The sequence below is a fragment of the Natronorubrum halobium genome, assembly GCF_051351675.1.
In the GTDB taxonomy this organism is placed as follows: Archaea; Halobacteriota; Halobacteria; order Halobacteriales; family Natrialbaceae; genus Natronorubrum.
This window is the reverse complement of the sequence record NZ_CP195595.1, coordinates 145,625-160,656: the sequence shown is the minus strand read 5'-3', so window position 1 is coordinate 160,656 and position 15,032 is coordinate 145,625. Positions and strand designations below refer to the sequence as shown.

The following is a 15,032-nucleotide window of genomic DNA, read 5'->3' as shown; positions in this document are numbered from 1 at the left end:
AGCGGGGAACGCTAGGCGGTGGAACGCCGGGCGGTCCCCTACGCTTTTGTCGCCCGCGGACCCGAGTCTGAGTATGGACGGAGCCGACAGCGAGCGCAAGGAGTCCGGGTTCAAGGTGCGGACCCCGGTGGCGGAGGCGCGTCGGATACTCAGGGACGCCGTCGTGGCGAGTGCGGATCTCGACGAGGGGGACGACGCCAGCGTCGACGACCCGCCGCAGGCGGGCGTCGAACGGATCGACGTCGAGCGTGCGGACGGACGGGTCCTGGCCGCACCCGTCGAATCCGCCCGGAACGTCCCACACTATCAGCGGGCCGCGATGGACGGCTACGCCGTCCGCGCCGCGGACACGTTCGGTGCCAGCGATCGCTCGCCCGAGGTGCTCCGCATCGCCGAGGGGACCGGCGGTGACGCCAGCGTCGGACCCAATATTGCTGCTCGCGTCCACACCGGGAGCGCTCTCCCCGAGGACGCTGACGCCGTCGTGATGATCGAACGCGTGACGGCACTCGAGTCCGCGGGCGAACTCGAGGTCGAAGATGCGGTCGCGGAGGGGGAGAACGTCGCGCCGATCGGCGAGGACGTCGAGGAGGGGCAACGGCTCTACGAGGCGGGCCACCGACTGCGCCCGTCGGATCTCGGCCTCCTGCGCTCCGCGGGCTACGCGAAGGTGTCGGTCGCGACGCGGCCGACGGTCGGCGTCGTGCCGACGGGCGAGGAACTCGTGGCGGGCGATCCGGGGCCGGGCGAAGTCGTCGAGACGAACGGTCTTACCGTCTCCCGACTGGTCGAGCGCTGGGGCGGCCGCGCGACGTACCGGGACGTCGTCACCGACGACCCCGAGTCGCTGCGCGTGGCGATCCAGCGGGATCTGACGAAGGACGTCGTCGTCACGACCGGCGGCTCCTCCGTCGGCGAGCGGGATCTCCTGCCCGAAGTGATCGACGACCTGGGCGAGGTGCTCGTCCACGGCGTCGGCCTGAAACCCGGCCACCCCGTCTGCCTGGGCGTCGTCGAGGACACCCCCGTCCTCGCGCTACCCGGCTATCCCGTCGCCTGTATCGTCAACGCGGTTCAGTTCCTGCGACCCGTCCTCCGGTGGCTCGAGGGTACCGAACCCGACCCCCACCCGACGACGCTGGCCCGACTCGAGCGCAAGATTCCGAGCGAACCCGGAACGCGAACGTTCGCGCGGGTGCAACTCGAGTCGCGAGAGACGGACGCGACCGACCTCGAGGCCGACGAGCCGCGATACGCCGCGACGCCGACCAGAGCCAGCGGCTCGGGCGTGCTCTCGAGCGTCGCCCTCGCCGACGGCTGGGTGGTCGTCGACGACGACCGCGAGGGGATCCCCGAAGGCGAGACGGTCGCCGTCGAGAACTGGGAGCCGAACGGCTGATACGGTTTGCTGTAACGATTTACCGGTGCAACCGCAGGACGATCGCGGTTGCACCGGAAATGACTTACAGCAGACCGTATGAACGCCGCACTCGCGACCACCATCATTAATAGCACTGTCTCGCTACCCTGCACATATGGAACTCACCGAACTCCTCGAGGGGGAGTCGCTCACCGGACGACAGGCCGCGATCATCTTCTTCACCTTTCTGGTGTTGGTCGTCTTGGCGGGAGTACTCCTCGTCGTGCTCAGAGACGTCTTCTGGCTACTCGTCTAGGTGCGTCCATCCTACTCGAGCGCGAGTCGAACCGCGTCTGCGAGCGCGTTCACGCGAGCGACGTGCTCGTAGGAGCCGTCGCGAACCCCGTTCGTGACGTACGAGAAGCCGATATTCTCCTCGGGATCGGCCCAGCCGACGCTACTGCCGAGGCCGGCGTGACCGAACACCCGCTCGGGTGAGAGCGTTCCGTAGGGAGCGACCGTCGTCCCGCCCTTCCAGAAGCCGAGGGCGAACCGTCCTTCGCGACCGAGCGTCCCGTCCGCTTCCGTCTCGGCCTCGAGTGCCGTCATCCGCTCGACCGTTTCGGCCGAGAGAACGCGGGTGCCCTCGAGTTCGCCGCCGTTGGCGAGACAGGCGTAGAAGCGGGCCATGTCGCCGGCGGTTCCGATGCCGTTCGCGGCGGGGATGACGGCGCGGTGGATCTCCTCGGCGTTGAACGGGGCCGCGACTTCGGCGTTCTTCCCGAGTCCCTCGCCCGGGTCCCGACAGCGGTCGAACGGCTCGAAGCCGACCAGCGTCGCGACGGTATCGTCCTCGTCCTCGCGGAGACCGATGCCGGTGTCGTCCATGTCGAGGGGGTCGAACACGCGCTCGGCGGCGGCCTCCTCGATGGCCGTTCCCGATACCCGGCGCACGAGTTCGCCGACCAGCCAGCCGAAGGTGAGCGCGTGGTAGGCCGGTTGTTCGCCCGGCGGGAAGTTCGGCTCCATCGTCTCGAGGTGCTCGACGACGGCGTCCCAGTCGCCCCAGAGATCGGGCCGGTCGTCGATCTCGCCGCGATTGAGTCCCGACGTGTGGCTGAGGACCTGCCGGACGGTGATCTCGGCCTTTTCGGTCCCGTCGTCGGCGAACTCGGGCCAGTGGTCGACGACCCGGTCGTCGTACGCGAGTTCGCCGTCGTCGACGAGCGCGTGGAGGGTCACGGCGGCGTACGGTTTCGTACTGGAGAAGAGGACGTGGCGCGTTTCCGTCGTCTCGTCGCCGCCGTCCGGTCCCGTCACGCCGCCCGCGAGGTCGAGCACCTGCTCGCCGTCGATATAGAGGCCCAACTGGGCGCCGTGATGGAGGCCCACCTCGAGGTGGCGGTCGAAGAGGGCGGTGATGCGCTCGCGATCGGTAGCGGTAAGTCGTGACATACCACCTGACTCACGCGGGAGGATTGTAATCGTTATCCTCCGGACGGTCGCGGAAAGCGGGTATCGGAACGAGTTGACCGTGGCGGGTGAGTTCGCGCGACCGCCGACGGTTCCGGTGACTGGGACGAGCGGCGTGGGAACGTCGCGGACGAGTTCGACCCGCAACTCGAGGTCTGTCGCGCCGAGAGCCACGAGCGAACTGGTCGTCGGATACCGGTCGTAACCGGACGAAGCTGTGGAACCGGACGTAATCGATCCGTGAATGCGAAGGGAAGCCTTTACACGGATGCTGTTTTAACAGTTGTGAGATGGATTCGACCGCCGGCGCTGAGACGGACAATCACGAGTGGGTTCGGCGACAGGAGGTCGTCGCCGACCTCGGCCAGCAGGCACTCGAGGTCGACGACCTCGATCAACTGCTCCGGAACGCCTGCGCGTCCGTCACGGAAGCGCTCGACACCGAGTACGCGACGGCCCTCGAACTCCGCTCCGACGGCGACGAGCTGTCCCTCCGGCAGGGGGTCGGCTGGCCCGACGACCTCGTGGGATCGGCGACCGTGCCGGCCGATCGCGACTCCCCGGCGGGATACGCGTTGGAATCGGAGCGTCCGGTCGTCGTCGACGATCTCGGGACGGCGGATCGGTTCTCCGGCTCCGGATTACTCTCCGATCACGACGTCGTGAGCGGGGTCAGCACGGCCGTCGGTCCTGCCGGCGACCCGTGGGGCGTACTGGAGACGTACGCGACCGAACGGCGGGAGTTCACCGATGGCGACGCCGCGTTCCTCCGGAGCGTCGCCAACGTGCTCGCGTCGGCGATCGAGAAGGCGCGAACGGAGCGCCGGTTCGACGCGATCTTCGACGATCCGAACATCCTCGTCGGACTGCTCGAGCCGGACGGAACGGTGGTGGATATCAACCGGACGGCAATGGAGTACATCGACGCCGATCTCGAGGACGTGACCGGCGAGCCCTTCTGGGAGACGCCCTGGTGGGGTGAGGGGGACGACGTCGGAGCGGCCGTCGAGGAGTGGACCGGGCGAGCCGCGGCCGGAGAGTACGTCGACTTCGAGGCGGACCTCACCCGCCCGAACGGCGAGCAGTACACCCTTAGCGGCTACTTCCGGCCCGTCACGAACGACGACGGCGACGTGGTGTCGATCATCGTCTCCGATCGCGACGTCACCGAGCGCAAACAGCGCGAGCGCGAACTCGAGGAGAGCGAACGCCGGTACCGGACGCTCGTCGAGCACTTCCCCAACGGCGCCGTCGCGCTGGTCGACGAGGAGCTCCGGTACAAGACCGTCGGCGGAAGCCCGCTCGACGTGGCCGACGTCACGATCGAGGAGACTGAAGGAAAACCGGTAGACGAGATCCTCCCGTCGAACCTAGCCGACGAACTCGTCCCGCGCTACGAGGCCGCGATCGAGGAGGGAACGGCCAGCGCGTTCGAGGCCGAATCCAACGACCGGATCTACCGGTTCCAGGTCGTCCCGATCACGGACGACGCCGGAGACGTGTTCGCCGCGTTGGGAATGTCTCAGGACATCACCGAGCGCCGGGAGTCCGAGCGGCGCTATCGAACCCTCGCGGAGAACTTCCCGAACGGTGCCGTCGGGCTGTTCGACGAGGACCTCCGGTACACGGTCGCCGGTGGAGAGATACTCGGTGAGATCGACACGTCGGAGGCGGAGATCGTGGGCCAGACGGTCTGGGAGCGCTACCCGGAGGAACTGGCCGCACAGCTCGAACCGAACTTTCGGGCCGCACTCGACGGGAACACCAACTCCTTCGAGATGGAGTTCCACGACCGCCACTGGGAGGCGTACACGCTGCCGGTCGAGAACGACGCCGGCGACATCTTCGCCGGGATGATACTGGTTCAGGATATCACCGAACACAAGAAGATAGCACGGCGGCTCCGCGAGAGCGAGGCGAAGTTCCGGATGGTTGCGGAGAACCTGGAGGAGGTCGTCTGGATGACGACACCGGACACCCAGGAGTTCCTCTACGTCAACCCGACCTACGAGGACGTCTACGGACAGGACCGGGACGCGCTGTACGAGGATCCGCTGGCGTTCGCCGAGTTACTCCATCCCGAGGACCGCGAGCGCGTCCTCGAGGCGTGGAGCCGGCTTCCCGACGAGGAGTACGACGAAGAGTTTCGGATCGTCCGTCCCGACGGCGAGGGCCGGTGGATCCACGCCCGGGCGACGCGGGTCCACGACGAGAGCGATGACGTCACCCGGATCGTCGGCATCGCCAACGACGTCACCGAACGGAAAGAGCGCGAGCGCGAACTCGAACGGACGCTCGACCTGCTCAACAAGACCGAGCGCATCGCCGACGTCGCCGGCTGGGAGGTCGACCCGGAGACGGGGGACCCGTACTGGTCCGACCACCTCTTCGAGCTCTTGGACGTCTCCTACGAGGAGCAACCGTCGCTGGACGAGGCGCTCGACGTCTACTACACCGAGGACGACCGGGCGATCGTCGAAAACGCCGTCGAGGAGTCGCTCGAGTCCGGCGAGCCCTTCGATCTGGAGACGCGCTTCCCGAGACCGAGCGGCGACGTGGGCTGGCTCCGGGTCCAGGGGGATCCCGAAATCGAAGACGGAGAGATCGTCTCGCTCCGCGGAGCGGTTCAGGATATCACCGAGCGAAAACAGCGAGAACGACGGTTAGAAGAGTTGATCGAGAAGCTCGAGGAGTCGAACGAGCGCCTCGAGCAGTTCGCGTACGCGGCGAGTCACGACTTACAGGAGCCGCTGCGGATGGTCTCGAGCTACCTGCAACTGCTCGAAAAGCGGTACGAGTGCGAACTCGACGAGGACGGGCGGGAGTTCCTCGACTATGCGGTCGACGGCGCCGACCGGATGCGCGAGATGATCGACGGCCTCCTCGAGTACTCCCGGGTCGACACGCGCGGCGATCCGCTCGAACCGGTCGACCTGGAGGACGTCCTCGACGACGCGCTGGACAACCTCCAGTTCCGGGTCGAGGAGAGCGACGCCGAGATCACGGCGGCGTCGCTCCCGCGCGTCAGCGGGGACGAGAGCCAGCTCCGGCAGCTGTTTCAGAACCTGCTGGAGAACGCGATCGAGTACAGCGGCGACGGGTCGCCGCGCGTGCACGTGACCGCGGAGCCCCGGGGCCGCGAGTGGGAGATTTCGGTGCGCGACGAGGGGATCGGCATCGATCCCGACGACGAAGAGCGGATCTTCGAGGTGTTCCAGCGGCTCCACAGTCGCGAGGAGCACGCCGGAACGGGCATCGGTCTCGCGCTCTGCGAGCGGATCGTCGAGCGCCACGGCGGCGACATCTGGGTCGAGTCGGCGCCCGGCGAGGGGACGACGTTCTCGTTCACGCTGCCGGCCGTCGATACGTAACGGCGCTCTCAGTAGTATCGCCAGCGGTCGCTACCGACTCGAGTGACCGATCGCGACTGACGATGTCGCCGAAACCGAATGAGAGCGGTCAGTCGCTCGGCGCGGACTCCGGCCGATACGCCCGACTGATCGCCTTCCAGGTCCCGGTCTCGAACCGGTAGTAGGTGACGACGGCGGGGACGAGCGTCTCGAGGACCAGCGCGGCGTAGAGCGCGCCGATACCGAGCGGCGTCACGACGTCGAGTCCGGGGATCGGAACGGCGACGGCACCGACGAGGGCGAACGGGAGCGCGAACACGTAGAGGCCGAGGAGTTGGCCGTAGAACGGCCAGCGGGTGTCACCGCTGGCGCGGAGGGGGCCGGTCGCGCCGCCGCTGACGCCGCGGAAGACAACGCTGATACAGGCGACGGCGATGAACGTCGTCACGAGCGGGAGGATCGACGGATCGTCCACGAAGACGCGGCCGATCTGTTCGGCGAAGACGAAGACGACCGCTGCGCTGACGAGGTAGACGCCGACGCCGAACCAGAGGACCTCCCGACCGTAGCTGTCGGCGGCCCGTTCGTCACCGGTGCCCAGTTCCTGCCCGACGAGGCTGCTCGAGGCGAGCGAGAAGCCCCAGCCCGGCGTGTCCATCAGGTCCCGAACCCGGCGCGCGACGACGTAGGCAGCGAGCACGTTCGGGCCGAAGAGCGCGACGATAGCGAGCATCGGGAACTGTGCGCCCCGCCGGGCGACGTTCGTGAACACCAGCGGCGTGCCGATGCTGAGGACGTCGCGGACGTCCTCGAGCGTCGTGTGCGGCCGCACGAGACTGAGGGTGACCGGGAACTCGCCGATCAGCGGCAGTCGGCCGGCGGCGAATCCGACGACGAACGCGGCCAGGACGAGGACGTTCGCGACGACGGTCCCGATCGCCGCGCCGACGACGCCCATTCCCAGTCCGAATATCAACACCGCGTTGAGCCCGACGTTGACGATCGCGCCGCCCGTCCGGAGCATCATCGGCGTCCACGCGTCGTCGGCGCCGACGAGCGTTCGGCTGCCGATGAGGTTCAGCGCCGCGAACGGGACGCCGATGGCGACGACTTTGAGATACTCCGCACCGTAGGCGATCGACGCGGCGTCGTTCCCGATGAGCGCGATCAACCGACCGGGAACGATCCAGTAGAGGGCGGCGAGCGGGAGCATGATCGCGGCGACGACGAGACCGCTGGTCGTCACCGCCAGCGAGACCTGCTCGGCGGTGCCGCCGGTGTAGCGCTGGGAGACCAGCCCGATCGTCGCTCCGGCGATGCCGCCGCCGATTCCGAACGCCAGCCCCCAGAAGGGGGTCGCGAGTCCGATGCCAGCGATCGCTGCCGGCCCGAGGGCGATCCCGACCATGGCGACGTCCGCCGCGGATTTCGACATCCGGGCGAGCCCCGTCACGATCCGCGGCCAGGCGAGGTCGGTCGTTCGCTCGACGCGTCGCGGCTCGATCACCCCGAATCGCGCGAGCAGCGAGCCGACCGAGAGCAGCAGCCACCGGAACGGATTCGGGAGGTTACTCCATCGAAAAGACACGAACGCTGGTTTGGGTTCTGGCGGTAAAGGGCTTGATATCGTCGAATGTATCGGTAGAGGTTCTCATTTTCCCGAGATTTTACAGCATTATCGTTCATTGGATATCCGTCCGTTCGATATCGTGCCCTCGAGTCACACACCGCATCCCCAGTCGACCGACCTTTTTATCCTCGGCGCCTCAACTGCGAGTATGGAACGCAAGGAGTTTCGCGATCTCGCCTCCCCCGCGGAGGCGCGCGAGGCGATCGACTCGCTCTCGCTCGAGGGCGGCATCGAGCGCGTCTCGCTCGAGGACGCCCGCGGCCGGGTGCTCGTCGCACGACTCGACGCCGAACTCGACGTGCCGGGGTTCGACCGGGCGAGTCTGGACGGCTACGCCCTTCGGGCGCGAGAGACGTTCGGTGCCGACGAGGCCGATCCGGCGCGACTCGAGATAGTCGGGGCAGTCCACGCCGGGGAGAAACCCGACGTCGAACTCGAGGAGGGGCAGGCCGTCGAAATCTCGACCGGTGCGGTGATGCCCGACGGCGCGGACGCGATGGTCCCAGTCGAGCGCACAGATCGCGTCGACAATATGTCGACAGAACGAGCGAGTAGCGCGGAACGAAGTTCCGCGAACAGTCGAGCGGGTGAGCCGCGAAACGACGGTGAAACCGCGAGCACGGACGAAACCGACGGTGGTGGGGCGAACGACGTGCTGATCCGCACCTCGGTCGCACCCGGCGACAACGTCATGTTCGCCGGTGCCGACGTCGCCGCCGGCGAGCGGGCGCTCGGTCCCGGGACCCGAATCACGCCGCGGGACGTCGGACTGCTCTCTGCGCTCGGGATCGACGAGGTACCCGTTCGCGGACGACCCGCGGTCGGCATCGTCTCGACGGGCGACGAACTCGTCCGGCCGGGCGGCGACCTCGAGAGCGACCGCGGCGAGATCTACGACGTGAACAGCTACACGATCGCCGCAGGGGTCGAGGACGCCGGCGGCGAAGCGGTGCTCTACCCCCACGCCGGCGACGAGCAGGCCGAGATGGAGCGCGTGCTCCGGGAGGCCGCCGACGAGTGCGATCTGGTGCTCTCCTCGGGGTCGACCAGCGCGAGCGCGGTCGACGTCATCTACCGCGTGATCGAGGAGCAGGGCGAACTGCTGCTCCACGGCGTCAGCGTCAAACCCGGAAAGCCGATGCTCGTCGGTCGACTGCAGGGATCCGCGTACATCGGTCTCCCCGGCTACCCCGTCTCCGCGATGATGGTCTTTCGAACGTTCGTCGCGCCGGCGATCCGCGAGGCCGCAGGGCTGCCCGAGCCGAAAGCGGCGACGGTTTCGGGACGGATGGCCAGACAGGAACGCTACGGCGAAGGACGGCTTCGGCTCATGCCCGTCGGACTGGTTCAGGACGCCGACGACGACCCGCTCGTCTACCCCGTCGACAAGGGTAGCGGCGCGACGACCAGTCTCGCCGAAGCCGACGGCGTCGTGGAAGTCGGCCCCGAGACCGACTACCTCGAGGCGGGCGAACCCGTCACCGTCCAGCTCTTTTCGCCGGACGTCCGGCCCCCCACGCTGCTCGGCGTCGGCGAGGACGATCCGACGCTGAACCGACTGCTCGATAGTCTCGAGAACCCGCGCTATCTGTCGGTCGGCTCCCGGCCGGGGCTGCGCCGACTGCGCGAGGGCGTGCCGGACGTCGCGGTCGTCGCAGGGCCGACCGATCACGAAAGCGAGGCCGACGAACTCGGCGGCTGGCGCCGCGAGTGGGGGCTGATCGTTCGTCCCGGCAACCCCGCGGAGGTAGAGGACCTCGCCGATCTGGTCGATCGCGACCTGCGCTTCGTCAACCGGACGACGGACTCGGGGCTAAGATCGAGCCTCGAGGCCGCAGTCGACGACCTCGCGGAGGAACGCGGTGTCGCTCCTCACGATCTCCGCGAGGCGATCGACGGCTTCGATCTCGGGCTTCGAGCCCACGAGAGTCCCGCGCGAAAGGTGATCGCGGGCGATGCCGACGTCGCTCTCGGTCTGCGCGAGACCGCCGAGCGGCTCGATCTCGCGTTCGTCTCCCTCGGCGAACAGCCCGTCCGGGTGCTCGCGAACCCCGATCGGACGGGCAAGGCGAGCGTTCGCGAACTCGAGGCGCTGCTCGCATCCGAGACTCGAACCGACGCCGAGCGGTAACCGATAGCGACCGCGACGTGATGGCGGTCCGGCAGTAAGCGCCGACCGATTCGAACCGATATCAGCGTAGTTGACAGTCAGCACTGCAAGAACAGCGCTTTTTACGCCAGTGTGATGTACAGGTCGTGATGTCGACGATAGCCGAGTTCCGGCTACCAGCAGCGCAGACGACACTGGGGACGGCACTCGAACACGCGCCCGAAGCGACGTTCGAACTCGAGTCCTCGGTATCGAAAACGTGCCCCTCCCTCTGGGTCTCCGACGTCGACCGCGAGACGGCCGAAGAGGCCTTCGAGATCGATCCCTCCGTCGCCGCCTACGAACTGCTCGTCGAAACCCAGTCGCGACTGCTGTTCGACGTGACCTTCGTCGACGGCACGATTCGACTCCGCGACGAACTGCTCGCGAAGGGCGGCTCCGTCCTCGAGATGTGGGGCACCGACGGCTGGTGGCAGGTCAGAGTCCGGTTTCCCGACCGGGACACGCTCGTCGAGGCGTACGACCGCCTCGAGGCGTCCGGAATCTCCGTCGATCTGCGCCGGGTGAGCGACGTCAGCAGCGTCACGGGCAACGAGACGCGGCTGACGCCCCAGCAACAGGAGGCGCTCGAGGCGGCGCTCGAGCACGGCTACTTCGAGATTCCGCGGGACATCTCGATGGAGGAACTGGCCGACGAGCTGGGAATTTCCCATCAGGCCCTCTCCGAACGGTTCCGACGCGCCTACGAGACGCTGGTGGACGACGAACTCCAGCCGGCGAGCGAGCAGTCGAACGCCAGGTGAGCATCTCCTTCCGGCGGCCAGTTACGACCGATAACGTACCGTCTCCGCGGACGGCAGAGTGTGCGCGGCCAACGTTTACGGCCCTCAGCGGCGACGGTGTTCGTGGCATGCTCGAACTCTATCAGGCGGAAGGCTGTCCGCACAGCGCCGACGTTCGCGAGAAACTCACCGACCTCGGCGTCTCGTACGTGGTCCACAACCCGCGTCGTCCCGGTAACGAGGGCGGAGACGTGCTCAACGAACAGGCCCGACAGGTGATGACCGAACTGGGCGGCGAGGACTCGATTCCGTTCCTCGTCGACACCGACCGACAGGAGGCGCTCTACGAGAGCGAGGACATCGTCGACTACCTCGAAGAACACTACGCGTAGCGTCAGTACGGTACGGACGGTCCGTTCTACGCAGGGCGCGATCGACGGTTTGTAGATCTGCTCACTGCATGACTATTTTTATACGGTATCGGGATAGTCGGGTGGTATGAATAGTACAGCGCTGCGACGGCGGGGCCTCCTCGTCGCAGTGTCCGGCGGTTGCGTTACGCTCGCGGGGTGTTCGGGAATCAGGACTGTCCACTCCGGATACGGGACGGCGTACGGCTACGGATACGGAACCGACTGATCGTGGCCGACGAAACACCCCGACTCGGGCTGGGGACGTACGACCCGGGCGACGAGTGGGACCACACCGACACGGTCGAGGCGGTCGACGAGCGCGCGATCGTCCACGGCCCCATCGCCGAGCGTCCGGCGGCGGGCGAGTACGACGACGAACTTTACCACGCGACCGACCAGGGGATCACCTGGCGCTGGGACGACTCGAGCGACGACTGGGTGTACTTCGGCGGCCGGGGGAGCGACGACCAGCCGGTTCCGGGAACGAGCCATTTCGAAGAGACGCGCGTCGACGCGGCAACCATCGACGCGGCGAGCATCGATGCGGCAACCCTCGTCCACGCGCGGACCGAGAAAACTCCCGTCTGGAACGTCGAGGCACACGGCATCGAGGGCGACGGATCGACTGAGGTCGGACAGGCCGTCCACGAACTGCTCGAGACGGTCGAGCGGGCCGGCGGCGGGATCGTCTACTTCCCGCCGGGCCGGTACCTCCTCGAGCGGACGCCGCTGGTGGGAGACGACACGCTCCTGATGGGTGCCGGTCGGTCGACCGTCTTCGAGGGGCCGCGCCCCGCCGACGAGGAAGGACGGGCGCTCCTCTCCAACAGGGGCTACGACGCGACCGGGTACGATGGGGCCTCGAACTGGGGCGTCTGCAACATTCGAATCGACGCGCCGGAGTCGAACGGGATCATGCCCGCACACGCGGAAAACGTCCGTCTGGAGAAGATCCACGGCGACGGCATCTACTACCACCACATCGACGTCGTCTCGTCCAAAAACGTCGTCGTGGACGGCTACTGGGCGACTCGCGGCGGCGAGGGGGGTTCGGACGCGCCGGTACAGTTCGACAACCAGAACGCGGAAACGGGGTGGAATAGCGTGTGGAACGGGAAGGGCCAGCGCCCCGCGACGGCCGACGACACCCCGACGAAAAACTGTACGCTGACGAACTTCGAGATCGATCCGGAGAACGACCCCGACTACGGCGTTCACATTCACCGCGACGGAAATGAGTCGATCACCATCAGCGACGGCTACATCACCGGTTGCCAGCACTCGGCGATCAGGGCCGACACCGGCGACCTGATCGCGGATCTGACGATCGACCGCGTCTCGTGTATCGAAAACGCGAGAGGGATCTCGTTGGGTCGCGTCGAGAGCGGTCGGCGGGAGTTGACGATCGACAACGTCACGATCAGGACCGACGACAAGGGGCTGGCCGCCGGATCGGGGCTCTACGCGAGCGGGTTCGACGGCGCGAAAATCACGAACGTCATCGTCGACGGCGCGTTTACGAACGCGATGGTGTTCGACGACACGGACGACCTGAAGCTGAGTACCGTCACGGCGACGGGAGCGAGACATCAGTCGTTCCGATTCCGAGAGAACGTCGACGTCACGCTCACGACCGCTCGCGCGGCCGACTGCGGAACGGCGGGCATCTACTCGGGTCCGGGCAGTAGCGTCGCTTACGGCGGCGTCACGTTCGACGACGTTGGAGACGAGGTCGTCGTCGACGGAGAGATTCGGGAGTGGACGTCGTCGGGATAGTCGTCACTCGTTTCGCCGCCTCGAGGACGTGCCTCCGTAGCAGTCGCCGCAAAAACTCGCGTCGAACAGCGCAACCGCGGTCGATCAGTCGCTCGAGGGAGCGGGAATCAGATCCCGGACGAAGACCTCGTCGGGGAGATCGGGAAGCCGCGGCGGGACGACGCCGTCGCTCGAGTCGATCGTGTGCCCCGTCTCGACGTAGTGTTCGATCGCCCGGCGCGAGCGAACGCTACTGGATGGCTCGTCGGTCTCGCTCGTGTGCCAGTCACAGGTGAGGCAGTATTTCATCGCGTCTCTGCTTCCAGCTTAGCGTACGCTCGTGAATCTTTTTTGGTATTGCATTACTCAGGACTCGATCCGATTCGAAGGGCGCTACGAACGGAATACCGCCCGTCGAACTGCCGTATTACGGCCGCTAACTCGAGTCCCGCGAATCGACGGGCCGATCAGAACAGATCGTCGAACGAGCGAACGCGATAGTCGCCGAGAACGCAGAGCCCTCGCCGATCGTGGCCGACGCGTTCGACGTGGATGGCGTCGAGGCCGGCGTTCCAGGCCGCCCCGACGTCGTTGGCGCCGTCCCCCGCGAGGACGCCCTTGTGGCCGTTCTCGCCGACCCCGAGGTCGTCCATCACGGACTGGACGGGCGTCGGATCGGGCTTCCAGCCCGTCTGCTCGGTACAGCACAGGCGCGCGTCGAACCAGTCGTGAATGTCGAGGTGATCGAGGACCGGCTCGCAGAGGAACTCCTGGCAGTGCGTGACGAGGCCGACCGGAACGTCGAGGTCGGTGACGAACTCGGCGTCCTCGTGGAGGTAGGTCTGTTCGGCCCGCACCAGCGGATCCTCCTCGTCGTGGAAGGCCTCCCAGAACGCCTGTGGATCGAGACCCCACTCCAGAAGTTGGCGGTCCCGAGACCCGGTCAGGCCGCTCCAGAGGATGTCGGCCTCGCGGTCGGTGAACTCGCGACCGACCCGGTCGCCGACCCGGTCGAACACGTCGCGGGTGTACGACCACTCGACGTCGACGAGCGTCCCGTCGAGGTCGAGCAGCCAGAAATCGTACGGATCGTCGTCGTCCATCGGACGCCGAGATACGTGCGTCTCGACTAAAGATGTATCGCCTGTAGGATCGTCGGTCACGAACTCCCTCGCGGTCACTCCGTGTCGGTGACTCGAATGCTCGAGCCCAGATACTTCGAGAGCACTTCCGAGACGTTCTCGGCGTTGAACGCCTCGAGGTCGGCCGCGATGGCGTCTTTCATGGCCGCGAAGTACTCCTGGTCGACCTGGAGTTCGCGAAACGAGACCGACTCGACGGGGTCGCCGAGCCACTCCTCGACGAGTTGCCGACCGTAGGCCGCGTCGCTCACCTCGCCGCGCCACAGCGTATCCCGGAAGAACAGCCAGCCCTCGGTGTCCGGTTCGGGAGTCTCGTGAAAGACGGTGACCGTCGTCTCGGCCGTCGACGGGTCGAGCCGAACCGACGGCTGATCGGGCTCGAGACGGACCTCCGCGCGGAAGACGTACCGTGCCTCCATCTGCTCAGGCGTTCTTCTCGGATTCGATCAGCTCCGCCATCTCGGTGTCAGCGTCCGTAATGCCGCCTTCCTCGTGGGAGGTGAGCCGGATCTCGACCTCCTCATACCGGATGATGATCTCGGGGTGGTGGAACTGCGCTTCGGCGATTTCGCCGACCATCTGGGCGAAGTTGACGCCGCGAAGGTAGTCGCTGAACCCGTATTTTCGAACGATCTCGTCGCCCTCCTGGGTCCACTCGTCGGGGAGCTGCGCGTCGATTTCGTCGTCGGAAAGCAGATCGGCCATAGTCGGGCGAACGCAACCCAATCAAATAATGATTGTGCCGCGCGAGGTCGTCTGGCCGAAAAACGCACACCACCGACAGGGACTTACCGACGAGTGGAGTACGTGCTGGCAGTGTAATGTGTGACCGGACAGGAGATTGTTCGAACGATGATACCTGCCAGCTCGTCCTCAGAAACGGGCATACGGGCATCGAGACCACCGAGTACTACTGTAAGGCACACCTCGTCGTCCGGATCTGGGAAGTCGAAGCCGACGACGACCTCGAGGTCGTCGATGCGACGAAGCTCTGGCACTGACGGGATCGCTACACCC

General features: G+C 66.7%; 15 protein-coding genes. 9 read left to right on the top strand and 6 right to left on the bottom strand.

Annotated features, from left to right (window positions below):
* The first annotated feature begins 73 nt into the window (after nt 1–73).
* Both ACSFC7_RS00715 and ACSFC7_RS00710 read left to right on the top strand, forming a co-directional pair.
* Nucleotides 74–1,399 carry a molybdopterin molybdotransferase MoeA gene (locus ACSFC7_RS00715; protein WP_436345840.1) on the top strand — a complete coding sequence of 442 codons (1,326 nt, stop codon included), beginning with the start codon at nt 74–76 and terminating at the stop codon, nt 1,397–1,399.
* Between the two features lie 136 nt (nt 1,400–1,535).
* The gene (locus ACSFC7_RS00710) at nt 1,536–1,676 is read left to right on the top strand and encodes a hypothetical protein (protein WP_436345838.1); all 141 of its coding nucleotides are present in this window, start codon (nt 1,536–1,538) and stop codon (nt 1,674–1,676) included.
* 11 nt (nt 1,677–1,687) lie between these two features.
* On the opposite strand, the gene ACSFC7_RS00705 is transcribed toward ACSFC7_RS00710, so the two are convergent.
* The gene (locus ACSFC7_RS00705; protein ID WP_436345836.1) at nt 1,688–2,815 is read right to left on the bottom strand and encodes a serine hydrolase domain-containing protein; all 1,128 of its coding nucleotides are present in this window, start codon (nt 2,813–2,815) and stop codon (nt 1,688–1,690) included.
* Between the two features lie 308 nt (nt 2,816–3,123).
* Between ACSFC7_RS00705 and ACSFC7_RS00700 the strand changes: the two genes are divergently transcribed.
* A complete protein-coding gene (locus ACSFC7_RS00700) occupies nt 3,124–6,204 on the top strand; it encodes a PAS domain-containing protein (RefSeq protein ID WP_436345834.1) in 3,081 nt (1,026 codons plus the stop codon).
* 88 nt (nt 6,205–6,292) lie between these two features.
* On the opposite strand, the gene ACSFC7_RS00695 is transcribed toward ACSFC7_RS00700, so the two are convergent.
* Entirely contained in the window at nt 6,293–7,771 is a 1,479-nt protein-coding gene (locus ACSFC7_RS00695; RefSeq protein ID WP_436345832.1) for an MATE family efflux transporter, read from the bottom strand.
* Nucleotides 7,772–7,961: 190 nt separating this feature from the next.
* On the opposite strand from ACSFC7_RS00695, the gene ACSFC7_RS00690 reads away from it, so the two are divergent.
* From ACSFC7_RS00690 to ACSFC7_RS00670, 5 genes are all read left to right on the top strand, one after another.
* Nucleotides 7,962–9,944, top strand: coding sequence for a molybdopterin biosynthesis protein (locus ACSFC7_RS00690; RefSeq protein ID WP_436345830.1), 1,983 nt, complete (start codon nt 7,962–7,964; stop codon nt 9,942–9,944).
* 128 nt (nt 9,945–10,072) lie between these two features.
* Entirely contained in the window at nt 10,073–10,726 is a 654-nt protein-coding gene (locus ACSFC7_RS00685) for a helix-turn-helix domain-containing protein (protein WP_436345829.1), read from the top strand.
* A 107-nt stretch (nt 10,727–10,833) separates the two neighbouring features.
* Nucleotides 10,834–11,097 (top strand): glutathione S-transferase N-terminal domain-containing protein, encoded by a 264-nt coding sequence (locus tag ACSFC7_RS00680; RefSeq protein ID WP_436345827.1) that lies wholly within the window; start codon nt 10,834–10,836, stop codon nt 11,095–11,097.
* Between the two features lie 106 nt (nt 11,098–11,203).
* On the top strand, nt 11,204–11,344 hold the full coding sequence (locus tag ACSFC7_RS00675; RefSeq protein WP_436345825.1) for a hypothetical protein: 141 nt from the start codon (nt 11,204–11,206) through the stop codon (nt 11,342–11,344).
* Between the two features lie 2 nt (nt 11,345–11,346).
* Nucleotides 11,347–12,894: a glycosyl hydrolase family 28-related protein gene (locus tag ACSFC7_RS00670; RefSeq protein ID WP_436345824.1), complete on the top strand. Its 1,548-nt coding sequence runs from the start codon at nt 11,347–11,349 to the stop codon at nt 12,892–12,894.
* 84 nt (nt 12,895–12,978) lie between these two features.
* Here the strand turns inward: ACSFC7_RS00670 and ACSFC7_RS00665 are convergent, their stop codons facing one another.
* The 4 genes from ACSFC7_RS00665 to ACSFC7_RS00650 all read right to left on the bottom strand — a co-directional run bounded on the left by ACSFC7_RS00665 (nt 12,979) and on the right by ACSFC7_RS00650 (nt 14,720).
* Nucleotides 12,979–13,182 carry a hypothetical protein gene (locus ACSFC7_RS00665; RefSeq protein WP_436345822.1) on the bottom strand — a complete coding sequence of 68 codons (204 nt, stop codon included), beginning with the start codon at nt 13,180–13,182 and terminating at the stop codon, nt 12,979–12,981.
* Between the two features lie 158 nt (nt 13,183–13,340).
* Nucleotides 13,341–13,976: an HAD family hydrolase gene (locus tag ACSFC7_RS00660; RefSeq protein WP_436345820.1), complete on the bottom strand. Its 636-nt coding sequence runs from the start codon at nt 13,974–13,976 to the stop codon at nt 13,341–13,343.
* A gap of 74 nt (nt 13,977–14,050) precedes the next feature.
* On the bottom strand, nt 14,051–14,434 hold the full coding sequence (gene lwrS / locus ACSFC7_RS00655; protein WP_436345818.1) for an LWR-salt protein: 384 nt from the start codon (nt 14,432–14,434) through the stop codon (nt 14,051–14,053).
* Between the two features lie 4 nt (nt 14,435–14,438).
* Nucleotides 14,439–14,720: a 4a-hydroxytetrahydrobiopterin dehydratase gene (locus tag ACSFC7_RS00650; RefSeq protein WP_436345816.1), complete on the bottom strand. Its 282-nt coding sequence runs from the start codon at nt 14,718–14,720 to the stop codon at nt 14,439–14,441.
* 116 nt (nt 14,721–14,836) lie between these two features.
* Here ACSFC7_RS00650 and ACSFC7_RS00645 point away from each other — a divergent pair, with 116 nt between their 5' ends.
* Nucleotides 14,837–15,016 (top strand): hypothetical protein, encoded by a 180-nt coding sequence (locus ACSFC7_RS00645; RefSeq protein ID WP_006089840.1) that lies wholly within the window; start codon nt 14,837–14,839, stop codon nt 15,014–15,016.
* Nucleotides 15,017–15,032: the final 16 nt, after the last annotated feature.